The organism is Anoxybacillus mongoliensis (assembly GCF_014201515.1).
Lineage (GTDB): Bacteria > Bacillota > Bacilli > Bacillales > Anoxybacillaceae > Anoxybacillus > Anoxybacillus mongoliensis.
Genome location: NZ_JACHEQ010000013.1, coordinates 1 through 25,607 on the forward strand (window position 1 = coordinate 1; position 25,607 = coordinate 25,607).

The window sequence follows — 25,607 nt, forward strand, 5'->3', positions numbered from 1 at the left end:
TGAACAGTACGTTCTACAACACCCGGATGAGGTGTTGCGTCGCATCGGGTGTACTGCGTAAATCAGAGGTTAAAATGTCAATTTGGATGTATATAATTCAGTCTCCAAGTCTCTAAGTAGAGTATCCACTTCTAATACCGCTGAATCATTATTATTCCAAAATATAGATAATTTATAACCATCCTCTTTTATGCCAGGCAACCAGTCATTAATAAATTCATCTAGTTCTATGCTTTTCGGTGTATAATCGGACCACTCCCCAATGGAACAAAGTTCTGCAAATTCTTTTCTTGGCCAAAACGGCATTAACATTTTCCCAGTATCGTCTTGAGATATTGCCCAACCGTCATGATACAACCCCCAAACCTCTTCGAAGTCAACAACTTTTTTGATAAAGTACTCATATCTTTTATTAGCAGGTAGTTTTATAACAGCCTCAAGTTCCTTGTTAATCATCCCATCACTCCCCGTTATTTTTTCTCTTTTTTCCATACCCATCATGTTTATGCTGAGTTCTATGATTCCTAATAATTTGTAAGTCGCTGTGCTCATAACCATATCCGTTTCTTGCTTCATAGCCCCTCCTATTGGCGAGTTCATACCCTTGGGGCACTCTTATATTTTTCCTCTTTCCTGCCGCTATTTCATTCATATCACGTTTAATCTCGCCACGCAATGCTGATGAAATTTGCTATCTCTCTAAGTCTTGCTTGTTTTCCTGACCTACCAGAGTTTTTGACGACAGGTTGGTTAACATTCTCCGTTCTCGTACTTTTCCTGCCAGAAATTCCATCACTTCGGCTCATTTGCTGATACAATTCTTTTGCACTTTTCACCAAGCCTGTTCCGCCTGCGGTGGCAAGTCCTGTCCCATGCGCCACTCCCACAGCGGCAACCGCCGTGGCAGGCGTTCCAATGACTGCTCCTACTCCTGTGGCGTTAAGCAACATCCCGCCTGCACCAGTGGCAACGGAGCCTGTCGTTTCCATCACGCCTGCGATTGTTGCTACCGCATGTCCAAATACTTGTCCTGCTTTGTACGCCGTCGGATGTTTCCTATCATTTGAGTGTTTTTGTACCACGTTTAATGTCATATCCGATAACGCTGCATCCCCTGCACCTGTGACAAACTCTTTGGTGCTTTCGATCGGATGTTTCTTAAAACTATGCCATGATTGTTCTGTATGTTCCGCTACGGACAGAACAGTTTTTTCAGCACGTTGTCCTATGTTCATTATATCATGAGCAGATTGTTTAACAGCAAGTCCTGCTTTCTTTTCTAGTTGGTGAACACCGCGTTCAATCGCTTTTTCTGTATCTTTCAACGTTTGTTTAACAGAATGGACGGTTTCAGATGTAGTTTTTTTCGCATGATGAACGATTTGTTTTGTCATTTGTTCTGTTTTCTTTTCCGCCTCACGAAACGCCGTTTGCGCTTTATGGCTAATATGTACCGTGTCTTTCATCGCTTGTTTCGTTATTTGCTCCACTTTCTTTTCTACACGGTTGATCGTTTGATGTACGGCTTTTTCTGCTTTTTTTACATCATTGGTGATGTGTTTGCCTGCTTTCTCTATTTGTTTCTCTGCTTGTTGAAAAGCTTCTTTTGCTTTTTGGCTAATTTGAATTGTATCTTTTACGATTTGTTTAGAAACGGATTCCGCTTTCTTTTCTATTTGTTGTATGGTCTTTTCTACCTTTTTGAAGTCGTTGGCAACATGTTTCGTCGTCTGTTCGATCTTTTTACTGACTGAATGTCCCCATTTATTTAATGACCTCCAAAAAGACATATTCTTTGTTCCTCAATCTCTCATATGTCGAAGTTATCTCAGTTTTCACATATTTACTATAACATGAGATTTATGGGGGGAACGAGATGTTTTCGACAAATTTTGCAATCTTTCTGCCGCTTTTATAGCATATTGATTTGTCTAATATTTTTGATAAAGTTTTATCCCGTATCTTTTCGTCCGTTGTACAAATGAATCGTGTTATGATAAAATAAAACTATTGTGATGTGCGTCGTTGGAGGTGTAAAGTATGCATGCGTTTCTTGTTACGTTACTTGTAATTGTTTGTATTGGAATCATTGCGGTTGTTTTATTACAATCCGGTCGAAGTGCAGGGCTTTCTGGTGCGATTACCGGCGGTGCCGAGCAATTGTTTGGCAAACAGAAAGCGCGCGGCATTGATGCGGTGTTACACCGTCTGACTGTTGTGCTTGCGGTGTTGTTTTTCGTATTAACAGTAGCTGTCACTTATTTTGAACTGTAACAGCGGTCCAGCGATGTGGATCGCTTTTTTCGTGGAGAAAGGAGGAATCATCTGTGAAACTTGTTGCACCACAACCGTTTACGTTTGAAGCTGGTGAACGCGCTGTCTTATTATTGCACGGATTTACAGGGAATTCTGCCGATGTGCGGATGCTTGGTCGTTTTTTACAATCAAAAGGATACACGTGCCATGCGCCCATTTATAAAGGACATGGCGTGCCGCCAGAGGAGCTCGTTCATACCGGCCCAGAAGACTGGTGGCAAGATGTGATAAACGCTTACGAATATTTAAAACAAACCCATGAAAAAATCGCTGTTGTTGGATTATCGCTTGGCGGTGTGTTTTCGTTAAAACTTGGCTATACTGTTCCTGTCGTTGGCATCGTGCCGATGTGTGCCCCGATGTATATCAAGAGCGAACAGACGATGTATGAAGGAGTTTTAGCATACGCTCGCGAATATAAAAAGCGAGAAGGAAAAAGCGAGGAGCAAATCGAGCGAGAAATGGCGGAGTTTGCAAAAACGCCGATGAAAACATTAAAAGCACTACAACAACTTATTGCCGAAGTGCGCGATCATTTAGACTTCATTTATGCGCCTGTTTTTGTCGTGCAAGCGCGTCATGATGACATGATTAACCCAGATAGTGCAAATATTATTTATAACGGCGTTGAATCTCCAGTAAAACAAATGAAGTGGTACGAGGAGTCAGGACACGTCATTACGCTTGATAAAGAAAAAGAACAGCTTCACGAAGACATTTATGCATTTTTGGAGTCATTAGATTGGTAATCCTCGAAAGGAGGAATTGTATGAGAGAAAAATTATTATCGTTTATGCGTGATGAAGCGTATAAACCGCTTACGGTACAAGAGTTAGAAGAAGCGTTTCATATTACGGACGCTGCTGAATTTAAAGAGCTTGTGAAAGCGCTCGTTGCGCTTGAGGAAGAAGGATTGATCGTCCGAACGAGAAGCAATCGGTATGGACTACCTGAAAAAATGAACTTAATTCGCGGCAAAGTGACAGGTCATGCGAAGGGGTTTGCGTTTGTCGTCCCAGAAGACCCAACGCTTGATGACATTTTTATTCCACCGTCGGAATTGAAAAATGCGATGCATGGCGACACCGTTCTTGTGCGCGTGAACGGACAAGCAACGGGGGCGCGCCAAGAAGGAACGATCGTCCGCATTATTGAACGTGGTATTACAGAAGTCGTAGGAACATATACGGAAAGCAAAAATTTCGGTTTTGTCATTCCAGACGATAAAAAAATCGTCAACGACATTTTTATTCCGAAACATGCGGCAAACGGTGCGGTCGAAGGGCATAAAGTCGTCGTCCGCTTAACGACGTATCCGGAAGGACGCATTAGTGCGGAAGGGGAAGTCATTAAAATTTTAGGACATAAAAACGACCCAGGCGTCGATATTTTATCGATCATTCATAAACATGGGTTGCCCCTTCAATTCCCAGAAGACGTCCTTGAACATGCGAACAGCATTCCGGATACGATTTCGGAAGAAGACTTACAAGGACGGCGCGATTTGCGCAATGAAATGATTGTCACGATCGACGGTGAAGACGCAAAAGATTTAGACGATGCGGTGACTGTAACGAAATTAGCAAACGGCAACTATAAGCTTGGCGTTCATATTGCGGACGTAAGTCATTACGTCACGGAAGGGTCCCCGATTGACCGCGAAGCGTACGAACGAGGGACGAGCGTTTATTTAGTTGACCGCGTCATTCCGATGATTCCGCATCGTTTGTCAAACGGCATTTGCTCGCTCAATCCGAAAGTCGATCGGTTAACGTTATCGTGCGAAATGGAAATTAACGATCGCGGAGAAGTGGTGAGCCATGAAATTTTCCAAAGCGTCATTCGCACGGCCGAACGCATGACGTATTCTGATGTAAACCGCATTCTCGTTGATCGTGACGAAGCACTGCGAGAAAAATATGCTTCGCTTGTGCCAATGTTTGAGTTAATGGCACAATTAGCGGATATTTTACGAAATAAACGCATGAAACGCGGTGCAATTGATTTTGATTTTAAAGAAGCAAAAGTGCTTGTCGATGAAAATGGGAAGCCTTATGATGTCATCTTGCGTGAACGTTCCGTTGCCGAACGACTAATTGAAGAATTTATGCTAGCAGCGAACGAAACGATTGCTGAACATTTCCATTGGATGAATGTCCCATTTATTTATCGTGTGCATGAAGATCCGAAACCAGAGAAGTTGCAACGCTTTTTAGAGTTCATTACAAACTTTGGTTATGTCGTTAAAGGAACGGGCAATCAAATTCATCCGCGCGCCTTGCAAGAAGTGTTGGAAGCGGTACGTGGTGAGCCAGAAGAAATGGTCGTATCAACCGTCATGCTTCGGTCGATGAAGCAAGCGCGCTATGACGCCGAAAGCCTCGGGCACTACGGATTATCTACCGAATTTTATACGCATTTTACGTCACCGATTCGCCGCTACCCAGATTTAATCGTGCACCGTCTCATTCGCACATACTTAATTAACGGACAAATCGATGAACAAACGCAGCAAAAATGGGCGGAGAAGCTGCCTGAAATTGCGGAGCATACGTCGAATATGGAGCGTCGCGCGGTCGAGGCAGAACGCGAAACGGATGACTTGAAAAAGACAGAGTTTATGGAAGATAAAATTGGCATGGAGTTTGACGGCATTATTAGCTCGGTGACAAACTTTGGACTGTTTGTCGAACTGCCGAATACAGTCGAAGGACTTGTGCACGTTAGCTATTTAACGGACGATTACTATCATTATGACGAGCAACATTATGCGATGATTGGTGAGCGAACGGGGAAAGTGTACCGCATCGGTGACGAGATTACGGTGCGCGTCATTAATGTGAATAAAGAGGAGCGCATCGTCGACTTTGAAATTGTCGGCATGAAAGGGCGCCGGAATCAAAAAGCAAAAGCCTCGCCAGTCGTCATTGAAGGAAAGCGGAAAAAGAAAAAAGAAGAACAATGGCCGACGAAAAAAACGAAGAAAAGTAAAAAGTTTTTCGAAGACATCCCAAACATGAAAAAGAAGAAAAAGAAAAAGCGATAAGAAAAGCCTCAAGAACGGAGGCTTTTCCTTTCTTCTCATTTTTGTTAAAATATTCGTTGTCTGAAGGGAGGGAAATGAATGCCAAAAGGGGAAGGTAAGCTCATTGCGCAAAATAAAAAAGCGCATCACGATTATTTCATTGAAGAAACGTACGAAGCAGGACTTGTTTTGCAAGGAACGGAAATTAAGTCCATTCGCGCAGGGAAAGTGAACTTAAAAGATTCATTTGCGAAAGTGGAAAAAGGGGAAGTATTTTTGCATAATATGCATATTAGCCCGTACGAGCAAGGCAACCGTTATAACCATGATCCGCTGCGGACGCGTAAACTATTGCTTCATCGCCGCGAAATTAATAAGTTGATCGGTTATACGAAAGAACAAGGCTATACACTTGTTCCGTTAAAGCTTTACATTAAAGACGGCTTTGCAAAATTGTTATTGGGCGTCGGCAAAGGAAAGAAAAAGTACGACAAACGGGAAGATATGAAAAAGAAAGAAGCGCAGCGTGAAGTCGAACGCGCTTTTCGCGAACGTCAAAAATAATCCAATATGTTACAATTGAAAAACAGATGAAATGTGATATAATAAGATACGTCAGCCAGTTGTAGAAGCTTAAGCTATCTCGTACGTTTCTCTACGGGGACGTTACGGATTCGACAGGGGTAGATCGAGCTTAAGCTGCGAGCCGAGGGGATCGTCCTCGTAAAAACGTCACCTAAAGATAACTGGCAAAGAAAACTACGCTTTAGCTGCTTAATTAACGCGGCTAGCTCCTACCGCCATCGCCCATGTGGCGGCCTAGGGGTTCATAACAAGTGGGCTACGCCCAAGTCCGCCGTCTGAGGATGCGGGAAGAGATGAATCAGACTAGCTGCTCGAATGCCTGTCGGTAGGCGGAAGAAGCGGCGAAACATAAATATACCGACTACGCTCGTAGACGCTTAAGTGGCGATATCTCTGGACGTGGGTTCGACTCCCACCGTCTCCATAATATTTAGTCACGATAAAAACGACTGCATACGCGGTCGTTTTTTATTTTTGATTTAGAAATTGCGTGTGTTTTTATCGTTTATACCTTTAAAATACAAAAATAATTGACAAAGATTATCAATATCATTATCATATTATTTGTAAATGATAATGATAATCATTAAAGAAGAAAGGGGAAGGAAAAATGAGGAAATGGCTTTCTTATATGTTGTCGCTATGTTTACTTATCGGTCTATTTACTTTTACAGGCGAAACAGCTGAAGCATCAACACACATAACAATTAAAGATTTAGCAGGGCGAACAGTCACGTTCGATCGTGCCCCAGAACGTGTCGTTGTACTAAGCCCGGGAGACTTACATACGCTCCAGGCGCTCGGTGTAAACGTAGTAGGGAGACCGACTTCAGCGACGCCTGTTGATGCGAGCTTGCAATCCGTTCCACAAGTAGGAAACATTCATCAACCAAACTTTGAGAAAATCGTTAGTTTACAGCCCGATGTCGTTATTGCAGGAACATCGTTTTTAGGACATGTTCAAAAAGCGGAATCATTGGGATTGAAAGTCGTTATCACTTCTGGTAGCTCCATCAATGATATAAAATCAACAATTACGTTGCTAGGAAAGTTGTTTAATAAAACACAAAAGGCAAAAGTATTGGTAGGGAAGATTGATAGCAAAGTAAAAAAATATAGCAAAACAAAGACAAAAGTACGTGCGGTTATTTTATTCGGGTCAGGGGCTAGTTCGCTCGTTGCTTTACCAACATCATTTTCCGGTGATGTATTAGCGAAAGCGGGTGGAGAAAATATTGCAGCAAGCTTTTCGCAACTGAAAGACTATCCCGGTTACGCTAATTTAAGTACAGAACGTATTATCGCGAGCAATCCAGATGTGATTTTCATCATTACACATGCAAACCATGCTGAAACAAAAAAAGCAATGATTAAGTTAATGTCAACAAGTTCATGGCGCAACTTGAAAGCGGTGAAAAATAAAAATGTCGTCTTTTTACCAAGTGAACTGTTTGCCGCAAGCCCTGGGGCAAAAATTACAGACGCATTAGATCATATGAATAAAGAGTTATTAAAAGTGCGAGCGAAAATGAAAAAGCAATAGATGAGGGATCACATGATGGAAACATCTCTTAGTGAAATACAGAAAAGAAAGCATCCTTATGCGAAAAGAAGAATATGGACGTTCGTTTTTCTTCTCATCTCTATTATATTTGTATGTTTATATTCGATCATCACAGGAAGTGTAAAGTTGCAATTGCATGAAGTTTGGGAAGGGCTTACAGGAGAAAAAAATTCGATGTTTTATACGATCGTATGGGACTTACGATTACCGAGAACGATCGTTGGCTTAATTGTAGGCATGTGTTTAGCTATTTCTGGAACGATTATGCAAGGGGTAATGAAAAACCCGCTCGCTGATCCTGGCATTATCGGTGTATCGTCAGGAGCAGCATTAATGGCGGTCATTATTACAATTGTACTGCCGCAATATATCATTTTGTTGCCGTTTGCAGCGTTTATCGGAGGATTTGTCACAGCGATGCTTATTTATGCTTTAGCGTGGCAAGGTGGTTCATCCATTGCAAGAATTATTTTAGTCGGTGTTGCCATTAACGCCATTATCGGTGCAACAATGAGCGCGATTATGTTGCTGTATAGCGATCGCGTGCAAGCGGTTCTTCCTTGGATGGCAGGCGTCATTTCAGGGGCGACGATGGAGCAAGCAAAGTTGTTAGCACTTTACAGTATTCCGGGATTGATTTTGTCGATTCTCGCTATTCGTCACATTCGTATTCTCCACTTAGGGGATGAAATGGCGAAACTTTTAGGACATCATGTTGAACGTTCTCGTTTTCTTTTAATAGTCATTAGTACATTTTTAACCGGGATTGCTGTTAGTGTTTCTGGACTGATTGGGTTTATTGGTCTTGTTGTGCCGCATATGATTCGACTTATTGTCGGAAGCGATGATCGTTTTGTGTTGCCGTTATCAGCACTAGGGGGCGGAGCGTTTCTTGTGTTTGCTGATACGATTGCGCGCAGTTGGTTTGATCCGATTGAATTGCCCGTTGGGTTATTGCTTTCATTTTTAGGTGGACCATTCTTTTTATATATTCTCCATAAAAGGGGGAATGTGCGTGCTTTCAGCTAAACATATCACATATCAACATTCAGATCATTTTTTAATCGAAGATGTTCATGTTGAGATTCAAAAAGGGGAAATTGTCAGTTTGATTGGGCCAAACGGTTCAGGAAAATCGACGCTTCTTCGCCTCCTTTCATATGTGCTAAAGCCGATCGGCGGGACCGTTTTACTTGATGGAAGTGAAATGCATACGTTAAGTCGTAAGGCGATCGCTAAAAAAATGGCGATGTTGCCGCAAACGAATAACCATCAGTTAGACATGACGGTACGAGAGCTTGTTGAGTTTGGAAGAAATCCACATAAGGGGTGGTTCCAAGCGATAAACGACGAAGATGAAAAAGTGATTCGTTGGGCGTTACAAATGACAAATTTGCAATCGTATGAATATCGCTTTTTACATTCTTTATCTGGTGGGGAGCGCCAACGTGCATGGATTGCAATGGCGTTGGCACAACGCCCTGAAGTGCTATTGCTTGATGAACCGACAACATATTTAGATATTTCGCACCAGTTGGAAGTGATGGAGCTCATTCAAATGTTAAATGAACAATTAGGAATGACAGTCGTTATGGTTTTACATGACATTAATCAGGCGGCACAATATAGCGATCGAATGATTGTGATGAAAGACGGTAAGATTCAATATGATGATCGCACACAATGTGTGATTTGCAAACAAATGTTTCAAGATATATTCGGCATTGACGTAGATATTCGCTATGAAGGGGATAAGCCGTTTTTTATTCCGATCCGAAAAACGTGTCACATGTCATGCTTAACGTAGAAAAGGTGAGAAAACATTGGAAGAGATATGTGCAGTTTGTGAAACAATGTAAAACAATGATGATGATCAGTACAATAGATGAACATGGTGAGCCGTTTATTAGTTATGCTCCCTTTGTGATGATGGAGGGACGTTACGTTGTTAGTTTTGGGCAAGCGTTTGATGTCAATTTAAACGGTGAACGCTTTACGCATGTAATTGTGGATAAAAGTGAAGAAGGGAGACTTGAGGGGCAATGAGTACGAAAAAATTTATAAATATGACGGTCATCGGTTTTATCTTTTTTAGTTTGCTTCTTTCTTTTCAACCGATTGTTTCAGAAGCGAAAACGAATGTAGTAACAATCGTCAACGAAGCGAAAACGCAAATGAAAAAAGCCCATACAACGTATGCAGCATATGTTCAAAAAAAAGGGAGCATCCCGCCACATGCGACCGTTTTAGCTGAGTATAAAAAGGCACATCAGCTATATGTACAAGCGAAACAAGCTGTTCAAAAGTCCGCGGGGAAAGAGAAGAAAAAATATATTAGTGAGTTAGACAGTGCGTATAAAACGTATATGGCTAAGCGAGTTATCCCGTATTTGAATGCTTCTATTGTGTTTGAAGGATCTAAAAAGATGAGAACGGCTTTGGAGCAAGCAATTGTTGATGAAGATATGGATGTGTTGCAGGTAGCACATAAACAGTTGCAAGTATACGTGCAAAGTCGTCAGCTTCGCGTATATAACAATGTATTCGAAACGAATGTTCGGAAACTATTTTTAGAGGAATTTTCAAAAAGTAAAGCGCTCTATGATAAATATGCAAATGATGTGAAAGTATACGAGCAATTATTAAAAGTGAATGAATATCTCGAAGACGGGAAGGTCGCTGAAGCGAAAAAAGTGCTTGATGCAGTGAAAGGATTGTTATCAAAGTTATCGGATACGTTCCAAGCAGATTTGGCAAGCGAGTACAACAACTTATTAGACGTATACAACGATTTAATGACTCCGCCTGTAGCTGAACTTGATTATGTGGAAGCAACGAATGGTACGCTTACATTATATTTTGATATTCCTGTTTCCTCGCTAAGCGCAGCAGATATGAAAGTAACGGTGGCAATTAACAAAGGAGAGGAGCAAGTTGTTCAGCCATCAACGATTACGTTAAGTGACGATCGAACAATGGCTACGATTGCAGTTCCGATGATCTCACAAACGGATCAAGAGCAATCTGTAGTATATGCAATTGAGTATGCAGGGAAAAAAGTCATTGCTGATCCTTTCATCATTTCAAAAAAATAAAACAAAAAGGAGAGATGAAACATGTACGTTGTTACAAATGCAATTCGTGTAAAAAAAGGGTATGCTCAACAATTAGTTGAGCGATTTAAAGAAAGAAAAGGTATTGAACAATCATCTGGGTTTATTCGTTTAGAATTGCATGTGACACAAGGGCTTGAAGATTATGATGAAGTACGTGTATGCACTACGTGGGAGAACAAAGAATCGTTCGAAGCTTGGACGCAAAGTGAGGCATTTCGTAAAGCGCATGAGCAAAAAGCAAAAGACCGTCCTGACTATGTGCTTGGAAACCAAATGTTTTCATATGAAGTTGCCCTTTCTTTTCAAGCATAAAAAAAACGCTAGGGAGCATTGACTCTCTAGCGTTTTATGTTTAGTAATACCATCCGCCATATGGGTAAAACGGATACGGACGCGGTGGGTAATAATATGGGCGTGGTGGATAAAACGGATAAGGCGTTAATGCACTGCCAAGTAATCCGCCTAAAAATCCTCCGAAAAACGGTGCACCGAAAAAGCCGAAAAACGGTCTGCGACCATACATTGAGCATTCCCTCCTCGCAAATTCATCATTACATTAACACGATATGCAAGGCGTTTGTCCAATGGTTGGGCGACTTATCGTTTTCGTGATAAATCAATCGCTGTTCCATCATGTTTTTGAACGATAGGGCGTAATGGAGTATGAATGTAGTCTGTAAATCCTATGATCGTTGCCCACTCATACGGACGGATTTGGATTAGTTGTCCAACTTTATATAAAGTTGTTTTATCTAAAAAAATACGCAAAATGTGCGGGTCTAATTTTTTCCCTCGTTCGTTCCATACTGCTTCTAAAGCTTCGAATGATGTATAACTTTTTTCACCAATATAGCCGCCGACAAGTTCATCATAATATTGGGCAATGGCGATAATGCGACCGTATAAATGAATCGCTTCTCCTGATTTTTTGTTCGGTGAATGGACGCCATCAAAATGCTCATGATGATCAAGAATGCCGTAAATGATTTCCTTCTGCCGGCAATATGTTGATGTTGAAATAAGCTCGATGGAACGTTTGAGATGTAATTGAAGCAGCTCTTTGTTTGCTTTTTCGCTATTTAAGTAAGCAACGAACTGTTCTTTCGGCACTTCGATAAAACCGATATCTGCAAATAACGTCGCTAGACAAAGATTGATTAAATCTTCGTCACGTAGTTCTAAAGTTAAACCGATCATTAAAGCGATGGATGTCGTGTTAATGCTGTGGATGGCTAGTACGTCGTGATATCGTTTTATTTTTTCATATAAATTTAAAATTTCTTTATCTTTCGAAATGATAAGATTTAGCCGTTCATCAATCCCTTTTGCTCGCCGTAGTAAACGAGTAGAATCTAATGTGTTTTCAATCAATCCCCATGTAGGAGCGAAGATGTTTAATTCGGATAAAAAGATCGGCTGTACATCTGTTTCTTCTTCTATCTCTATATCATACATCGCTGCCGTGATTGGAACTTGAATAAATTGTTTATGTACGTCAATAAGTTGTTTCATCGCTTCTACAAAAGCGCGACTCGAATGTTCGCCAGCAAGCATAAATTCGTTCAGCTGTGGCTCAGATGAAACGACGAGAAATGGAAAATAGTGAGGATAGTGTTTTTTTATATGTTGAATAACCGATTCGCTTAACTTTTTATGTTTTTGTACGAATAATAATCCGTCGGGACGATATAAAGGATGTAGAAGAATATCCCCTGGAACGAGCTCGTAAGTTTGTTTTCGTTGGAACATATGAACCTCCCCCATTTCAATAGCATTTGTTCTCATTATACAAAAAAACCGACTGCATAAGCAGCCGGCTTTTCTCATTGCATCATATTGTTGTATGGGAATTGGCTCGCATATCCTTGAAATTGTTGATATGATTGTTGTAATTTTTGCTGGTCTGCTTGTTCAAGAGCATACCAACCTTTTTTAAACATTAAGTTGTACAATTCACGTTGACAGTTTTGTGTTTCGGTAAACATATGCAAAATTTCGTCATACAAATGTTGATGACTTGCTTCGTTTAAAAATGTACAATAACTGTCTGTCATATATTTTTCAGTCGATAACATATCATTAATAAAATCGCGATCGTTCATTTGTGGCGTTTTTGGAATTTGTGTTTCTGGATTTTGCACCTTCATGTCATGTCCTCCTTATTGAATATGCGCTGATGGTTGTAGTTGATGTAACAATTGTTGATAATGGCGCTGGTGCATTTGTCCAACGCGTTCAATCGCTTGTTTAATTTCTTGATCTTGACATTGTGAAGCGAAAAAATGTGCTTTTTTCATCGCAAGTAAATTCCATGAGAGCGCATCCGTTAAATAAAGAGCGTCTTTTGTTGAAATCATTTCAGGCGGTTGAGCCATCATCGCATGTTGTTGTGTATTCATTTGCTGTTGCACGATCATCCCTCCATATAAAATTACGTTCGACTGTATATTACCCATGTACTGTATAGTTATACGTATGTAGACAAAAAATACGATTATTCGACAAAAACATATTCAAGTCATTGAAAACGTGTTACAATACGGGTGGATGCGCTTGCAAAGGGGGTAAAACAGCGATGGAGCAATTGATGCGCGACTTTTTCTTATTTTTGTCAAAAAATAAAGCGTTAACAAAATTAGCGAAACGGTACGGTCTTCGTTTCGGTGCGTCGCGTTTTGTAGCGGGAGAAACAATTGAACGTGCAGTAGACGTCATTAAAGAACTCAATCGTAAAGGACTAGCGGTTACGATCGATTATTTAGGTGAATTTGTTGATAATGAACAAGAGGCCAATGAAATGGCGAACCATTCGATTGAGGCGATTCGAGCGATTGGCGAAAATCAATTAAATTCACAGTTATCACTAAAAATGACATCGATGGGGTTAGATATTTCCGATGAGCTTGTGATGAAAAATATGCGCCGTATTTTAGATGAAGCAAAAATACATGGCGTATTTGTTACGATTGATATGGAAGATTATTCTCGTTGTCAAAAAACGATCGATATTTTTAAACAGTTGAAAAAAGAGTATGACAATGTAGGGACGGTACTACAAGCATATTTGTATCGCACAGAAAAAGACATTGAAGATTTAAATGCATATCATCCGAACTTGCGTCTTGTGAAAGGTGCGTATAAAGAGTCACCGGAAGTCGCTTTTCCAGACAAAAAAGATGTAGATGAAAACTTTAAAAAAATCATTAAAATGCATTTGTTAAACGGCAACTATACAGCGGTTGCTACGCACGATGATGCGATTATTGAATATACAAAACAATTGGTGAAAGAACATAACATTCCAAACAATCAATTTGAATTCCAAATGTTATATGGCATTCGTCCAGAACGACAAGAACAATTAGTGCGCGAAGGCTATACGATGCGCGTCTACGTTCCATATGGAACGGATTGGTATGGCTATTTTATGCGTCGTTTAGCCGAACGTCCAGCCAACGTGGCATTTGTGTTAAAAGGCATATTCAAAAAATAAAGGTGGGACATCCCACCTTTATTCATTTCCCATATTTTCTTTTCCGTATTGTTGGTTTTGGCTCGTTTTCTTTCCGCCTCCATCACGTTCTACCGTCGGACCAGCATTTCCTTTCACACTTGCAGCACTCACACCTGCTTTAGACGGGTGTTTTTTCATTTTCATCGCAAACTCACCTCCTTTCGTATCATGTCCTAAATCATTGACAAAATTCGCTACATTTATTTGTTGCGAAAATTTGAAATATAATTTATATTTAAGATAAAGGAAAAATGAATGACCATTCATTCAATTCGGATAAGGGGGAAGGAGCATGCGAATTAAAAAAGCAGCTGTTCTCGGTTCCGGTGTCATGGGATCGGGAATTGCGGCGCATTTAGCGAACGTTGGCATTCCGACATTACTGTTAGATATTGTACCGAAAGAGTTGACAGACGAAGAACAAGCAAAAGGGTGGACACTTGAACATAAACAAGTACGTAATCGCATCGTCAATCAAGCGGTTCAACGCTTATTGAAACAAAAGCCAGCGCCACTTATGTCGAAAGAAAACTTAGCATTGATCGAAGTCGGTAACTTTGAAGACGACTTTCATCGCTTATCGGAATGCGATTGGATCATTGAGGTCGTTGTTGAACGGCTCGATGTGAAAAAAAGCGTGTTTGAAAAAGTGGATGAAGTGAGAAAGCAAGGAAGTATCGTCAGTTCAAACACGTCCGGCATTTCTATCGAAGCGATGGCCGAAGGACGATCGGAAGATTTTAAAAAGCACTTCTTAGGCACGCACTTTTTTAATCCGCCGCGCTATTTAAAACTATTAGAAGTCATTCCGACAAAACATACTGATCCGGAAGTTGTGGCGTTTATGAAACAATTTGGTGAAAACGTGCTCGGTAAAGGCGTTGTGCTTGCGAAAGATACGCCAAACTTTATCGCCAATCGGATCGGTACGTACGGCTTGCTTGTGACGGTACGTGAAATGATGAAAGGCGGTTATAGCGTTGGTGAAGTTGACTCTGTAACAGGTCCATTAATCGGTCGTCCGAAAAGTGCGACGTTCCGCACGCTTGATGTCGTCGGTTTAGATACGTTTATTCACGTTGCCAACAACGTGTTTGAAAAAGTAGAAGGTGAAGAAAAAGAAGTATTTGCTGTTCCATCTTTTATGAAAACGATGGTGGAAAAAGGGTGGCTTGGTAGCAAATCAGGTCAAGGATTTTTCTATAAAAAAGGAAAAGACATTTTTGAATTAAATTACGAAACGCTTGAGTATGAACCGACGAAAAAATTAAAGGCACCGTCCGTCGAAATGAGCAAACAAGCAAAAGGAACAGCGAATAAATTGAAAGCGCTTGTATATGCGAATGACCGGGCGGGGCAATTACTTTGGAACATTTTAAGTCCAACGTTATTATATTCTGCCGAGCTGCTTGGAGAAATCGCAGATGACATCGTAGCGATTGACCGCGCAATGAAATGGGGCTTCGGTTGGGAGCTTGGGCCTTTTGAAACGTGGGATGCAATTGGCGTAAAACAGTCTATTGAAAAAATGAAGGCGGAAGGTCGCCAAGTACCATCGTGGGTCGAAGAGATGCTAGCAAGCGGACACGAAACATTTTATAAGCGTGAACATGGTTATGTATCGTATTACGATCGCGGGCAATACAAGCCGGTTGAAGAAAACGAAAAAGTCATTCACATTCAGCGCTTAAAAGAGCAAAAAGGGGTTATTAAGAAAAATAGCGGCGCAAGCTTAATTGACCTTGGCGATGATGTGGCATTACTTGAATTTCATTCTCCAAACAACGCCATTGGTTTGGACATTATCCAAATGATTAACTATGCATTAGAAGAAGTCGATCGGAACTATAAAGGGCTTGTCATCGGAAATCAAGGGAAAAACTTCTGCGTCGGTGCGAACCTTGCGATGATCTTAATGGAAGCACAAGACGATAACTATTTTGAAATTGAAATGGTCGTTCGTCAATTCCAACAAGCGATGATGAATATAAAATATAGCTCAAAACCGGTCGTCGCCGCACCGTTTGCAATGACGCTTGGTGGTGGAACAGAAATTTGCTTGCCGACTTCACGCATTCAAGCAGCTGCAGAAACGTACATGGGGCTCGTTGAAGTCGGTGTCGGTCTCATCCCAGGTGGCGGTGGAAATAAAGAGCTATACATTAAATATTTAAACGGCATGCCAAACGGTGTGGAATTTGATTTGCAAAAGGTTGCAAATAAAGTGTTTGAAACGATTGCGATGGCGAAAGTATCGACATCGGCAGCAGAAGCGCGCGAATTGAATTTCTTAAATGCCCAAGATGGTGTTTCCATCAATAGCGATCATCTCATTTATGACGCAAAACAAGCGGTGTTAGCGTTATATGAGAGCGGATACAAACCGCCGGTGCGCAAAAAAATTCCGGTTGTCGGAGAAACAGGCTATGCGACGTTATTGCTTGGTGCGCAAGGAATGTATCATTCCGGTTACATTTCGGAGCATGATTTAAAAATCGCGAAAAAACTTGCTTACGTCATTGCTGGTGGAAGCGTACCGTACGGAACAGAAGTGGACGAACAATATTTGCTTGATTTAGAGCGCGAAGCATTTTTAAGTCTTGTCGGTGAGCCGAAAACGCAAGCGCGCATGCAACATATGCTTCTCAAAGGAAAACCGTTAAGAAACTAAGGGGGGATTGACGTGAAAGAAGCGGTCATCGTTGCCGGGGCGCGCACGCCTGTCGGCAAAGCGAAAAAAGGGACGTTAGCGAACGTCCGCCCAGATGATTTAGGGGCGATCGTTGTTAAAGAAACGTTGAAACGAGCAGGAAACTATGAAGGAAACATTGACGACCTCATTATCGGTTGTGCTATGCCAGAGGCAGAACAAGGGTTAAATATTGCGCGCAACATTGGTGCACTTGCTGGGTTACCGTATACGGTGCCAGCGATTACAATTAACCGTTATTGTTCATCAGGATTACAAGCGATCGCTTATGCGGCAGAGCGAATTATGCTTGGTCATGCAGATACGGTTATCGCTGGTGGCGTGGAGTCGATGAGCATGGTTCCGATGATGGGGCATGTTGTACGTCCGAATGTGAAGCTGGCAGAAAATGCGCCAGAATATTACATGTCGATGGGGCATACAGCTGAGCAAGTAGCGATGAAATACGGGGTGACGCGTGAAGAGCAAGATGCGTTTGCTGTTCGCAGCCATCAAAGAGCAGCCAAAGCGATTGCAGAAGGAAAATTTGTCGATGAAATTGTACCAGTCGATGTGACTGTTCGGCATATTGAAAATAATAAATTGGTAGAGAAAAAGGTGACGTTTAGTCAAGATGAAGGGGTTCGCCCAGATACAAATATGGAGACGCTTGCGAAGTTGCGTCCTGCATTTTCGGTAAACGGAACAGTAACAGCAGGAAACGCATCGCAAACGAGTGACGGAGCAGCAGCGGTGATGGTGATGGATCATGAAAAGGCGAAAGCACTTGGTCTACAACCGCTTGGTAAATTCCGCTCGTTTGCTGTTGCAGGTGTTCCACCTGAAGTGATGGGTATCGGTCCGATTGCAGCCATTCCAAAAGCACTTGAGCTTGCGGGACTTGAGCTTTCTGATATCGGTTTAATTGAGTTAAATGAAGCGTTCGCATCACAAGCGATTCAAGTCATTCGCGAACTCGGATTAGATGAAGAAAAGGTAAACGTGAACGGAGGGGCTATTGCCCTCGGTCACCCGCTCGGTTGTACAGGAGCGAAATTAACGTTGACGCTTTTACATGAAATGCGTCGTCGCAACGAACAATTTGGCATTGTCACGATGTGCATTGGCGGCGGTATGGGTGCTGCTGGCGTATTTGAATTATTATAAGAGGGGGAAAAAATGATGGAAAAAGCGTTACAAATCGCACAAGGTGGTAGCTTTTTAATTGAAGATGTGTCACCAACTCAAGTGTTTACACCAGAAGATTTTACAGACGAACAAAAAATGATTGCCAAAACGACAGAAGAATTCGTCGTTAATGAAGTGTTGCCACAACTAGAACATTTAGAAAACCATGAGTTTGATCGCTCGGTAGCTCTTTTAAAGCAAGCAGGCGAACTCGGATTGCTTGGCGCAGATGTGCCGGAAGAATACGGCGGATTAAGTTTAGATAAAATTAGCTCCGCATTAATTGCTGAAAAAATGGCGCGCGCAGGCGGTTTCTCGATTTCACACGGCGCGCACGTTGGAATCGGTTCGCTTCCAATCGTCTTGTTCGGAACAGAAGAGCAAAAGCAAAAATATTTGCCAGCGCTTGCGACAGGTGAGAAAATTGCTGCTTATGCGTTAACAGAACCAGGCTCTGGTTCGGATGCACTCGGTGCAAAAACGACTGCAAAATTAAATGCGGAAGGGACACATTACATTTTAAACGGAGAAAAACAATGGATTACGAACGCTGGGTTTGCTGATGTATTCGTCGTCTATGCGAAAGTAGACGGTGAGCATTTCTCCGCATTTATTGTTGAGCGCGACTTCCCAGGAGTGTCGACAGGAGCAGAAGAAAAGAAAATGGGCATCAAAAGCTCATCGACACGCACATTAATTTTACAAGATGCGCTCGTTCCGAAAGAAAACTTGCTTGGTGAAATCGGCAAAGGGCATATCATCGCCTTTAACATTTTAAACATCGGTCGCTATAAACTTGGTGTCGGTGCCGTTGGCGGGGCAAAGCGTGCCCTTGAGGTGACGATTCAATACGCAAATCAACGCCAACAATTTAAAACACCAATTTCGAAATTTACATTAACACAAGAAAAATTAGCGACGATGGCATCGAAATTGTATGCGGCAGAAAGCTCCGTCTACCGTACAGTCGGGTTGTTTGAAGCGCGCATGGGACAGCTAACGGATGAGCAAGCAAAAGACGGAAAAGAAACAGCAAAAGCGATTGCGGAATATGCGATTGAATGTTCATTAAATAAAGTATTTGCTACGGAAATGTTAGACTATATCGTGGATGAAGGGGTACAAATTCACGGTGGTTATGGTTTCATGCAAGAATACGAAATTGAACGCATGTATCGCGATTCACGTATTAACCGCATTTTTGAAGGAACGAACGAAATTAACCGCCTTCTCGTACCAGGTATGTATTTACGCAAGGCGATGAAAGGCGAGCTACCGCTTTTACAAAAAGCGCAACAGCTACAAGAAGAGCTCATGATGCTCATGCCTGAAGAAGTTGGCGATGGCGTGCTTGAACAAGAAAAATATCTTGTGCGCCATGCGAAAAAAATCGCTTTAATGGTTGCAGGGCTAGCTGCTCAAAAGTTCGGTCCGAAACTTGAAAAAGAACAAGAAGTTCTCGTCAATATTGCCGACATTGTCAGCAACGTATATGCGATGGAATCTGCGCTTTTGCGTACAGAAAAAGCAATTGCCCAATCGGGTGTTGAGAAAAATAAACAAAAAGTATTGTACACACAAATTTTCTGCCAAGAAGCCTTTAATGAAATTGAAGCACATGCAAAAGAAACGATTGTCGCTGTTGAACATGGTGACATGTTGCGCATGATGTTGTCGGCATTGCGCAAATTAACGCGTCACACGCCAATTAACATCATTGCGAAAAAACGCGAAGCAGCGCAAGCATTAATTGAAGCTGAACGGTATGTTGTGTAATAATGGAAGTACCAGACGCATCGTCTGGTACTTTCGCTTTGTTATCGTATCATAGATGAGGTGAGAAAATGGTAATATTTTATTGGTATCCAAAATGCGGCACATGTCGCAAAGCAAAAAAATGGTTAGATGAAAACAACATTTCGGTACAAGCTATACATATTGTTGAACAACCTCCGTCAAAAGAGCAGTTACGGACGCTATATGAAAAAAGTGGGCTTGATTTAAAAAAATTTTTTAATACGAGCGGTATGAAGTATCGTGAACTTGGGTTAAAAGACAAATTACAGACGATGACAGAAGAAGAAATGTTGCAATTGTTATCATCAGACGGGATGTTAATGAAGCGCCCAATCATTACAAATGGAGAACAAGTCATTGTCGGATTTGACGAACAAAAATATCACGAAATGTTTAAATTATCGTGAAATCATATGAAAAATCGTGTATGATGAAGAAGAAGATGATATGTTGGAGGGAAAACGATGAGCATTCCAAAAGAGCTACGTTATTCACAGGAACATGAATGGGTGCGTGTCGAAGGAAATACGGTTCGCATTGGGATTACGGATTTTGCTCAGTCAGAGCTCGGCGATATCGTATTCGTTGAATTGCCCGAAGTCGGGGCACAACTCACAGCAAACGAGCCATTTGGTAGCGTGGAATCAGTAAAAACTGTGTCTGAATTATATGCTCCAATTAGCGGAAAAGTAGTAGCTGTGAATGAAGAGTTAAACGACAACCCAGAGTATGTAAACGAATCACCGTATGATAAAGCATGGATGATCGTCATTGAGCCGAGCGATCTAAGTGAAGTGGACAACTTGTTAACAGCGGAACAATATGAACAAATGATTAACCAAGACTAAAAAAGAACTTGCAGGGCACCCTATACAACAGGGGTGTCTTTTTTGCTAAAACAAACAACAATGGATATTACACAACACGTCATCGGTAAATTGAATGAAAACGGTGATTTTCAATTGTTTTATGACAATGAATGTGTTGGGCAATTCGTCCGAGAATCGAATACGTTTAAGTTGAAACATGGATATGAACAGCAAAATGGGCGCATATTGAAAAGCGTGACAGTTACTGAAAATCCAAATATGAAATATGTCGATTGTGATACAGAAGATGGTTGGTGTTAAGGGCAGCGACGGCGCTGTCCTTTTCTATGGGATAAAAGGAGAAAAGGTGTGCGATCACGAATATAATATACATAAATGAATATGCAAGGTGATGACGATGGCGATTGTTGATGTAGAAAAAGTGATTATTGTGGAAGGGCGCTCAGATAAAAGAAAAATCGAAAGTATCATTAGTGAACCTGTTGAAATTATATGTACAAACGGAACGCTCGGCACCGCCAAACTTGATGAATTAATCGATGCTTTGTACGATAAAGATGTGTACATTTTAGTTGATTCCGATGAAGCAGGGGAAAAATTGCGTCGTCAACTTCGTCGAGAGTTTCCGCATGCCGAGCATTTATATATTGATAAAATGTACCGTGAAGTCGCAGCCGCTCCGAAGCATCACATCGCGGTTGTATTATTAAGTGCAAACATCGATGTACACGCACAATATTTATAGAAAGTTGTGTGATTGCCGTGAAAGTTGTCTATATGTACACACCATTATGTGGCACGTGTCAAGTGGCAAGTCGAATGGTTGATGTACTTGAACAGTTATTGCCAACCGTTACATTTGAGCGTCAAGATTTAAACTATGTGCCGGACAAGGCGATTGAGTGGTGCATTGAAAGCGTTCCTTGCTTACTTATTTTTCAACATGGCGAACTTGTACAAAAAATATACGCCTTTCATTCGGTTCCATACTTATACGAAACGTTGCGAAAGCTGGCTGAATAAGCCAGCTTTCGACATATTTCTTGGGAAATTGGCGAGGAAGAAAGACATTTGTCGAGCGTTTATAGCAGGAACTACTCGTCCTCATATGGAAACAATGGATATGAGAAATATGGGATGGGGGGCGGTTGAATGAACATGTTAACACCGATTTTGCCAAGTGACTGTTTATATATTCAATTGCAATGGGAAGGCAAGAAAGTATTATTGTGCGTATCGAAAGAAGGGATTCGTCGTATTGAAGAAGTACATGCGGAGCGAATGATTACGATTCGTGGTTCAGCACAAGCGATCATGTCATTATTAAAAGGTTCGTTAAAACTCCAACAACAGCTTCGGTTAAACGAATTATCTATCACAGCATCGTTTCGTCACATTTTATTATTAGAGTCGATCTTTTTTCTTGCTAAACCGTACGACCTTGTTCATTGACGAGCTATTTTTATCGTGTTAAAATTCAAAATATTCAACAATTATTCGTGCAGGGGGAGAAACGATGAAATTTGAAACGATTGCTGTTCATGGTGGATTGCAAACCGATCCAGTAACGAAAGCGCGTGCGGTGCCGATTTATCAGTCCAATGCTTATTTATTTGATCATACAGAGCACGCGGCGAATTTATTTGCATTAAAAGAATCGGGGTACATTTATACACGCATTCATAATCCGACAGTCACTGTGTTTGAAGAACGAGTGGCTAAACTTGAAGGCGGTGTAGGAGCTTTAGCGGTGGCGAGTGGAATGGCAGCAATTACGATGGCGATTTTAAACGTCGCTCAAGCCGGAGATGACATCGTTTCTGCTTCGACGTTATATGGAGGAACGTACAATTTGTTCGCCAATACGTTGCCGAAATACGGAATCACGACGCATTTTGTCGATCCGACCGATCCAGAAAATTTCCGCGCTGCGATTACGCCGAAAACGAAAGCCATTTTTGCCGAAACGATCGGCAATCCGAGCTTGCACGTGTTAGATATTGAAGCGGTTGCGGAGGTTGCTCGCGAAGCAGGCATTCCGCTCATTATTGATAATACGTTTGCGACGCCTTATCTTTGCCGTCCGATTGAACACGGAGCAAATATCGTTATTCATTCAGCGACGAAATGGCTACTTGGCAACGGAACGACGCTAGGTGGCATCATTGTCGACGGCGGAAATTTTGATTGGAATTCGCCAAAGTTTCCATCGTTTACGATACCAGATCCAAGCTACCATAATCTCGTATACGCACACATTGGTGCAGCGGCGTATATCGTGAAAGCACGCGTGCAACTATTGCGCGATTTAGGACCAGCGATGAGCCCATTCAACGCATTCCAGTTTAATTTAGGGCTTGAAACGTTACACGTACGCATGAAAGAACATATTGCCAACACGAGAAAAATTGTTGAGTATTTAAACAACCATCCAGCAGTCAATTGGGTGTTGTACCCTGAACATGACAATCACCCAGCAAAAGAGTTAGCGAAAAAATATATGCCAAAAGGGGCAGGTGCAGTCGTCGTCTTTGGCATTCAAGGCGGTCGTGAAGCAGGAGCGACATTAATTAACAACGTCAAACTTTGGTCGCATGTGGCGAACGTCGGCGATGCAAAAAGTTTAATCATCCATCCAGCAAGCACGACGCATCAACAACTAAGCGGAGAAGATTTACAAGCGTCTGGTGTGACGGAAGATATGATTCGTTTGTCTGTTGGTATTGAACATGTAGAGGATTTAATTGAAGACTTAGAACAAGCGATTGCAGCAGCGACAGGTGTGCGGTCGATGTATTCGCGGGTGTAAAAAAGAGGTGTTAGACGAACAAATTCGTCTAGCGCCTCTTTTGCTTTGTTCGTATGAAAATATGAAATTTTTTAATTACATTTGAAGAATTCTGTCATAAAATATGAACTGTCTATGTTTAACATCTGGAGGGATTTTGTTGATTAAATTTAAAAGTTTACAAACGAAGATTGTTGTCAGTTTTTCGCTCATTTTTTTAGTGTGTGGTCTTTTAATGAGTTTTGTCATTTACCGCTCAGCCGATCAGTTTGTCGTTCAGTCAGTCGGAACGCAAGCGAAACATATCGCTGAGCAAGCTGCTCGTCTTGTAAATATCGATCAATATAAGATGATAAGTATCGAAATGAAAAAAAATGACTACTATCATGAATTGCGCACAACTTTAAGTGATATAAGGAAGATGAACAACTTAAAGTATTTGTATACAATGAATCGGAGAGCTGTAGGCGATGGATATGATTATTATTATGTTGTAGATGGCTCGGAAGGGGACAACTTTTCTGATCTTGGGCAAGTAGAGGGAGAAATAAACAAGTTTCCGATGTTAATTCGAGCTTTTGAAACGAAAAAGACACAAGTAGGAGAGTTGAGCTATTCAGAAACATACGGTGCGATCGTATCCGCCTATGTTCCCCTTATTGATCAGTCTGGGGAGCTCATCGGAGTATTAGGAGCAGACTTTGATGCGACAGGTATTTACAAGCTAATGCAAAAAAATGAGCAAAAGACGCTCATTTTGACGATTGTCATGTTAATTATTGTTATAATCGTTGTATCTCTTTTAACATTATATCTTGTTCGACCATTGAAGAAGTTAACAAAAAGTGTTTACCGATTGCGTGAAGGTAATTTTGATGTGACGTTTGAAATGAATCGGTCCGATGAAATTGGAGAATTGGCGAGCGCCTTTGACTACACCGTGCGTGAGTTGCGGACGGTGATCGATGGAGTGACGAGTACATCTCATGATTTAAACGAATCCGCAAAGCAAATGTCGAAACATACACAAGAAGCGGCTGAACGTGTCGAACATGTGTCGGAACATATCAGGCGTACTTCTGATGAAACGGTTCAACAGCAAGCGCATATTGAACGGATTAGTTCAACGGTTGAGGAAATGTCTCGAGCTCTTCAATCCATTGCTTCGTCTTTAGATGAGACAGTGCACGCATCGCAGCATATCGGTCATCTGTCAAAATCGGGAAAAGAGAAAATGGAAAATTCTACGCAACAAATGAAGAAAATTTCGGAAAAACAGCAAATATCGATGCAAGTTGTGCAAGAACTTGAGGGGAAATCGAAAGAAATTCACCAAATTGTCGAGCTTATTTCACAAATTGCGGCGCAAACAAATTTATTAGCGTTAAATGCAGCGATCGAGGCAGCGAGAGCAGGAGAGCACGGCAAAGGGTTTGCTGTCGTTTCGGAAGAAGTTCGCAAACTTGCTGAACAATCGAGCGGAGCGGCAAATATGATTGCCGGGTTGATCGAAGATATTTTAATAAAAATGCAACGGGCTGTGGAAGCTATGAATGAAAGCACGCAAGAAATTCAGTCTGGAACGAACGTTTTAGCGGAAACAGGGGCTTCATTTTATGAGATTATTCAAGAGGTGGCACGCGTCTCTAATCAAATTGAATCGATTTCGGCTGCGACAGAAGAGTTAAGTTCAAGCAGTGAGCAAGTAGTCGACGCTTCTCACGCTGTTCATGCGATTGCGCAACGAACAGCAAGTTCAATGTTGACATTGGCAGACGAAATGCATCAACAAGCAGCTTTCACTCAACAATTAAGCGCTGCTTCAGAAGAGTTGCATCATTTATCAGACAAACTTCAAGAAATGGTTCAACATTTACGTCGGAGTCGAAACCAAGAGCGTTAAGTGAAACATATTCCAATTTTTTTGCGCGATTTTTTATTGACACCGTCCTTCTTTTGATGATATACTCACTTTCGTAGTTTAAAAATGTCCTTGAATGCATTAAAACGTTAACTGAATAAAGCGTTTAAAAAGCGCTCTTATCAAGAGAGGTGGAGGGATGTGCCCGATGAAACCCGGCAACCGTCAGCGCTGCTGAAATGGTGCCAATTCACACAAAGCGTTTGCTTTGAGAGATAAGAGACAGAATGGATGATGACGCCTTTCTGTTCTCTTGAGCAGAAAGGCTTTTTTC

At 41.5% G+C, this 25,607-nt stretch carries 30 protein-coding genes, 1 other RNA gene and 1 riboswitch; of the genes, 23 read left to right on the forward strand and 8 right to left on the reverse strand.

The genetic code is table 11. The features are described from left to right. Positions 1 to 69 precede the first annotated feature (69 nt). From HNR43_RS10945 to HNR43_RS14195, 3 genes are read right to left on the reverse strand one after another with little or no spacing between them, the layout of a single operon-like run. Entirely contained in the window at positions 70 to 552 is a 483-nt protein-coding gene (locus tag HNR43_RS10945) for a DUF2750 domain-containing protein (protein WP_343055770.1), read from the reverse strand. Then, positions 461 to 652, reverse strand: a complete 192-nt coding sequence (locus tag HNR43_RS14190; protein WP_246346309.1) for a polymorphic toxin type 8 domain-containing protein — start codon at positions 650 to 652, stop codon at positions 461 to 463. Before HNR43_RS14190 ends, HNR43_RS10945 begins: the two co-directional genes overlap by 92 nt. A gap of 7 nt (positions 653 to 659) precedes the next feature. After that, positions 660 to 1,790, reverse strand: a complete 1,131-nt coding sequence (locus HNR43_RS14195; RefSeq protein WP_246346310.1) for a lipocalin/fatty-acid binding family protein — start codon at positions 1,788 to 1,790, stop codon at positions 660 to 662. 250 nt (positions 1,791 to 2,040) lie between these two features. On the opposite strand from HNR43_RS14195, the gene secG reads away from it, so the two are divergent. From secG to HNR43_RS11005, 11 genes are all read left to right on the forward strand, one after another. After that, positions 2,041 to 2,274 (forward strand): preprotein translocase subunit SecG, encoded by a 234-nt coding sequence (gene secG / locus HNR43_RS10955; protein WP_004892478.1) that lies wholly within the window; start codon positions 2,041 to 2,043, stop codon positions 2,272 to 2,274. A 53-nt stretch (positions 2,275 to 2,327) separates the two neighbouring features. Further along, positions 2,328 to 3,065 carry an alpha/beta fold hydrolase gene (locus tag HNR43_RS10960; protein ID WP_183243854.1) on the forward strand — a complete coding sequence of 246 codons (738 nt, stop codon included), beginning with the start codon at positions 2,328 to 2,330 and terminating at the stop codon, positions 3,063 to 3,065. A 20-nt stretch (positions 3,066 to 3,085) separates the two neighbouring features. Further along, on the forward strand, positions 3,086 to 5,362 hold the full coding sequence (gene rnr, locus HNR43_RS10965) for a ribonuclease R (RefSeq protein WP_183243856.1): 2,277 nt from the start codon (positions 3,086 to 3,088) through the stop codon (positions 5,360 to 5,362). Between the two features lie 78 nt (positions 5,363 to 5,440). Further along, the gene (smpB, locus tag HNR43_RS10970; protein WP_003399367.1) at positions 5,441 to 5,905 is read left to right on the forward strand and encodes an SsrA-binding protein SmpB; all 465 of its coding nucleotides are present in this window, start codon (positions 5,441 to 5,443) and stop codon (positions 5,903 to 5,905) included. A 95-nt stretch (positions 5,906 to 6,000) separates the two neighbouring features. Further along, positions 6,001 to 6,353, forward strand: a transfer-messenger RNA (tmRNA) gene (gene ssrA / locus HNR43_RS10975). Between the two features lie 183 nt (positions 6,354 to 6,536). Continuing rightward, positions 6,537 to 7,469, forward strand: coding sequence for an ABC transporter substrate-binding protein (locus tag HNR43_RS10980; RefSeq protein WP_183243858.1), 933 nt, complete (start codon positions 6,537 to 6,539; stop codon positions 7,467 to 7,469). 15 nt (positions 7,470 to 7,484) lie between these two features. Then, entirely contained in the window at positions 7,485 to 8,519 is a 1,035-nt protein-coding gene (locus tag HNR43_RS10985) for a FecCD family ABC transporter permease (RefSeq protein ID WP_183244002.1), read from the forward strand. Then, positions 8,500 to 9,297: an ABC transporter ATP-binding protein gene (locus HNR43_RS10990; RefSeq protein WP_221248284.1), complete on the forward strand. Its 798-nt coding sequence runs from the start codon at positions 8,500 to 8,502 to the stop codon at positions 9,295 to 9,297. The genes HNR43_RS10985 and HNR43_RS10990 overlap by 20 nt, the downstream gene beginning before the upstream one ends. Beyond that, positions 9,285 to 9,536, forward strand: a complete 252-nt coding sequence (locus tag HNR43_RS10995) for a hypothetical protein (protein WP_183243862.1) — start codon at positions 9,285 to 9,287, stop codon at positions 9,534 to 9,536. Before HNR43_RS10990 ends, HNR43_RS10995 begins: the two co-directional genes overlap by 13 nt. Then, entirely contained in the window at positions 9,533 to 10,585 is a 1,053-nt protein-coding gene (locus tag HNR43_RS11000; protein WP_183243864.1) for a Surface layer protein, read from the forward strand. Before HNR43_RS10995 ends, HNR43_RS11000 begins: the two co-directional genes overlap by 4 nt. 21 nt (positions 10,586 to 10,606) lie before the next feature. Further along, complete coding sequence (locus tag HNR43_RS11005) at positions 10,607 to 10,918, forward strand: antibiotic biosynthesis monooxygenase (RefSeq protein ID WP_183243866.1); 312 nt, start codon at positions 10,607 to 10,609, stop codon at positions 10,916 to 10,918. A gap of 40 nt (positions 10,919 to 10,958) precedes the next feature. Here HNR43_RS11005 and HNR43_RS11010 read toward each other — a convergent pair whose 3' ends face one another. From HNR43_RS11010 to HNR43_RS11025, 4 genes are all read right to left on the reverse strand, one after another. Beyond that, positions 10,959 to 11,129 carry a hypothetical protein gene (locus HNR43_RS11010; RefSeq protein ID WP_003398351.1) on the reverse strand — a complete coding sequence of 57 codons (171 nt, stop codon included), beginning with the start codon at positions 11,127 to 11,129 and terminating at the stop codon, positions 10,959 to 10,961. Between the two features lie 74 nt (positions 11,130 to 11,203). After that, on the reverse strand, positions 11,204 to 12,355 hold the full coding sequence (locus HNR43_RS11015; RefSeq protein WP_183243868.1) for an HD-GYP domain-containing protein: 1,152 nt from the start codon (positions 12,353 to 12,355) through the stop codon (positions 11,204 to 11,206). Positions 12,356 to 12,429: 74 nt separating this feature from the next. Beyond that, on the reverse strand, positions 12,430 to 12,753 hold the full coding sequence (locus HNR43_RS11020; protein ID WP_055441481.1) for a spore coat protein: 324 nt from the start codon (positions 12,751 to 12,753) through the stop codon (positions 12,430 to 12,432). A gap of 12 nt (positions 12,754 to 12,765) precedes the next feature. Continuing rightward, positions 12,766 to 13,017 carry a hypothetical protein gene (locus tag HNR43_RS11025; RefSeq protein WP_032101147.1) on the reverse strand — a complete coding sequence of 84 codons (252 nt, stop codon included), beginning with the start codon at positions 13,015 to 13,017 and terminating at the stop codon, positions 12,766 to 12,768. Positions 13,018 to 13,181: 164 nt separating this feature from the next. On the opposite strand from HNR43_RS11025, the gene HNR43_RS11030 reads away from it, so the two are divergent. Next, complete coding sequence (locus HNR43_RS11030) at positions 13,182 to 14,099, forward strand: proline dehydrogenase family protein (protein ID WP_183243870.1); 918 nt, start codon at positions 13,182 to 13,184, stop codon at positions 14,097 to 14,099. Between the two features lie 18 nt (positions 14,100 to 14,117). Here the strand turns inward: HNR43_RS11030 and HNR43_RS11035 are convergent, their stop codons facing one another. Further along, a complete protein-coding gene (locus HNR43_RS11035; protein ID WP_009362277.1) occupies positions 14,118 to 14,264 on the reverse strand; it encodes a YuzL family protein in 147 nt (48 codons plus the stop codon). Between the two features lie 148 nt (positions 14,265 to 14,412). Here HNR43_RS11035 and HNR43_RS11040 point away from each other — a divergent pair, with 148 nt between their 5' ends. The 11 genes from HNR43_RS11040 (at position 14,413) to HNR43_RS11090 (ending at position 25,315) form a co-directional block, all read left to right on the forward strand. Next, positions 14,413 to 16,791 carry a 3-hydroxyacyl-CoA dehydrogenase/enoyl-CoA hydratase family protein gene (locus tag HNR43_RS11040; protein ID WP_183243872.1) on the forward strand — a complete coding sequence of 793 codons (2,379 nt, stop codon included), beginning with the start codon at positions 14,413 to 14,415 and terminating at the stop codon, positions 16,789 to 16,791. A 12-nt stretch (positions 16,792 to 16,803) separates the two neighbouring features. Continuing rightward, positions 16,804 to 17,976 carry an acetyl-CoA C-acetyltransferase gene (locus HNR43_RS11045; RefSeq protein WP_183243874.1) on the forward strand — a complete coding sequence of 391 codons (1,173 nt, stop codon included), beginning with the start codon at positions 16,804 to 16,806 and terminating at the stop codon, positions 17,974 to 17,976. Between the two features lie 15 nt (positions 17,977 to 17,991). Further along, the gene (locus HNR43_RS11050) at positions 17,992 to 19,773 is read left to right on the forward strand and encodes an acyl-CoA dehydrogenase family protein (protein WP_281380401.1); all 1,782 of its coding nucleotides are present in this window, start codon (positions 17,992 to 17,994) and stop codon (positions 19,771 to 19,773) included. Positions 19,774 to 19,841: 68 nt separating this feature from the next. Continuing rightward, positions 19,842 to 20,201, forward strand: coding sequence for an arsenate reductase family protein (locus HNR43_RS11055; RefSeq protein ID WP_183243878.1), 360 nt, complete (start codon positions 19,842 to 19,844; stop codon positions 20,199 to 20,201). Positions 20,202 to 20,258: 57 nt separating this feature from the next. Then, positions 20,259 to 20,642 (forward strand): glycine cleavage system protein GcvH, encoded by a 384-nt coding sequence (gene gcvH, locus HNR43_RS11060; protein WP_006322727.1) that lies wholly within the window; start codon positions 20,259 to 20,261, stop codon positions 20,640 to 20,642. A 33-nt stretch (positions 20,643 to 20,675) separates the two neighbouring features. Next, positions 20,676 to 20,924 carry a DUF2553 family protein gene (locus tag HNR43_RS11065; RefSeq protein ID WP_183243880.1) on the forward strand — a complete coding sequence of 83 codons (249 nt, stop codon included), beginning with the start codon at positions 20,676 to 20,678 and terminating at the stop codon, positions 20,922 to 20,924. Positions 20,925 to 21,021: 97 nt separating this feature from the next. Further along, entirely contained in the window at positions 21,022 to 21,369 is a 348-nt protein-coding gene (locus HNR43_RS11070) for a toprim domain-containing protein (protein WP_183243882.1), read from the forward strand. Positions 21,370 to 21,377: 8 nt separating this feature from the next. Beyond that, complete coding sequence (locus tag HNR43_RS11075) at positions 21,378 to 21,647, forward strand: thioredoxin domain-containing protein (protein ID WP_183243884.1); 270 nt, start codon at positions 21,378 to 21,380, stop codon at positions 21,645 to 21,647. A gap of 129 nt (positions 21,648 to 21,776) precedes the next feature. After that, complete coding sequence (locus HNR43_RS11080) at positions 21,777 to 22,076, forward strand: sterol-binding protein (protein ID WP_183243886.1); 300 nt, start codon at positions 21,777 to 21,779, stop codon at positions 22,074 to 22,076. 64 nt (positions 22,077 to 22,140) lie between these two features. After that, positions 22,141 to 23,433, forward strand: coding sequence for an O-acetylhomoserine aminocarboxypropyltransferase/cysteine synthase family protein (locus HNR43_RS11085; protein WP_183243888.1), 1,293 nt, complete (start codon positions 22,141 to 22,143; stop codon positions 23,431 to 23,433). Between the two features lie 139 nt (positions 23,434 to 23,572). Beyond that, entirely contained in the window at positions 23,573 to 25,315 is a 1,743-nt protein-coding gene (locus tag HNR43_RS11090; RefSeq protein ID WP_183243890.1) for a methyl-accepting chemotaxis protein, read from the forward strand. Positions 25,316 to 25,449: 134 nt separating this feature from the next. Continuing rightward, positions 25,450 to 25,555: riboswitch (SAM riboswitch) on the forward strand. The last annotated feature ends 52 nt before the right edge of the window (positions 25,556 to 25,607 follow it).

Coding starts and splice junctions, on each gene's coding strand:
- HNR43_RS10945 (WP_343055770.1), bottom strand. CDS start 552: ATGAGCACAGCGACTTACAAATTATTAGGAATCATAGAACTCAGCATA.
- HNR43_RS14190 (WP_246346309.1), bottom strand. CDS start 652: ATGAATGAAATAGCGGCAGGAAAGAGGAAAAATATAAGAGTGCCCCAA.
- HNR43_RS14195 (WP_246346310.1), bottom strand. CDS start 1,790: ATGTCTTTTTGGAGGTCATTAAATAAATGGGGACATTCAGTCAGTAAA.
- secG (WP_004892478.1), top strand. CDS start 2,041: ATGCATGCGTTTCTTGTTACGTTACTTGTAATTGTTTGTATTGGAATC.
- rnr (WP_183243856.1), top strand. CDS start 3,086: ATGAGAGAAAAATTATTATCGTTTATGCGTGATGAAGCGTATAAACCG.
- smpB (WP_003399367.1), top strand. CDS start 5,441: ATGCCAAAAGGGGAAGGTAAGCTCATTGCGCAAAATAAAAAAGCGCAT.
- HNR43_RS10980 (WP_183243858.1), top strand. CDS start 6,537: ATGAGGAAATGGCTTTCTTATATGTTGTCGCTATGTTTACTTATCGGT.
- HNR43_RS10985 (WP_183244002.1), top strand. CDS start 7,485: ATGGAAACATCTCTTAGTGAAATACAGAAAAGAAAGCATCCTTATGCG.
- HNR43_RS10990 (WP_221248284.1), top strand. CDS start 8,500: ATGTGCGTGCTTTCAGCTAAACATATCACATATCAACATTCAGATCAT.
- HNR43_RS10995 (WP_183243862.1), top strand. CDS start 9,285: ATGCTTAACGTAGAAAAGGTGAGAAAACATTGGAAGAGATATGTGCAG.
- HNR43_RS11000 (WP_183243864.1), top strand. CDS start 9,533: ATGAGTACGAAAAAATTTATAAATATGACGGTCATCGGTTTTATCTTT.
- HNR43_RS11005 (WP_183243866.1), top strand. CDS start 10,607: ATGTACGTTGTTACAAATGCAATTCGTGTAAAAAAAGGGTATGCTCAA.
- HNR43_RS11010 (WP_003398351.1), bottom strand. CDS start 11,129: ATGTATGGTCGCAGACCGTTTTTCGGCTTTTTCGGTGCACCGTTTTTC.
- HNR43_RS11015 (WP_183243868.1), bottom strand. CDS start 12,355: ATGTTCCAACGAAAACAAACTTACGAGCTCGTTCCAGGGGATATTCTT.
- HNR43_RS11020 (WP_055441481.1), bottom strand. CDS start 12,753: ATGAAGGTGCAAAATCCAGAAACACAAATTCCAAAAACGCCACAAATG.
- HNR43_RS11030 (WP_183243870.1), top strand. CDS start 13,182: ATGGAGCAATTGATGCGCGACTTTTTCTTATTTTTGTCAAAAAATAAA.
- HNR43_RS11035 (WP_009362277.1), bottom strand. CDS start 14,264: ATGAAAATGAAAAAACACCCGTCTAAAGCAGGTGTGAGTGCTGCAAGT.
- HNR43_RS11040 (WP_183243872.1), top strand. CDS start 14,413: ATGCGAATTAAAAAAGCAGCTGTTCTCGGTTCCGGTGTCATGGGATCG.
- HNR43_RS11050 (WP_281380401.1), top strand. CDS start 17,992: ATGGAAAAAGCGTTACAAATCGCACAAGGTGGTAGCTTTTTAATTGAA.
- HNR43_RS11055 (WP_183243878.1), top strand. CDS start 19,842: ATGGTAATATTTTATTGGTATCCAAAATGCGGCACATGTCGCAAAGCA.
- gcvH (WP_006322727.1), top strand. CDS start 20,259: ATGAGCATTCCAAAAGAGCTACGTTATTCACAGGAACATGAATGGGTG.
- HNR43_RS11070 (WP_183243882.1), top strand. CDS start 21,022: ATGGCGATTGTTGATGTAGAAAAAGTGATTATTGTGGAAGGGCGCTCA.
- HNR43_RS11080 (WP_183243886.1), top strand. CDS start 21,777: ATGAACATGTTAACACCGATTTTGCCAAGTGACTGTTTATATATTCAA.
- HNR43_RS11085 (WP_183243888.1), top strand. CDS start 22,141: ATGAAATTTGAAACGATTGCTGTTCATGGTGGATTGCAAACCGATCCA.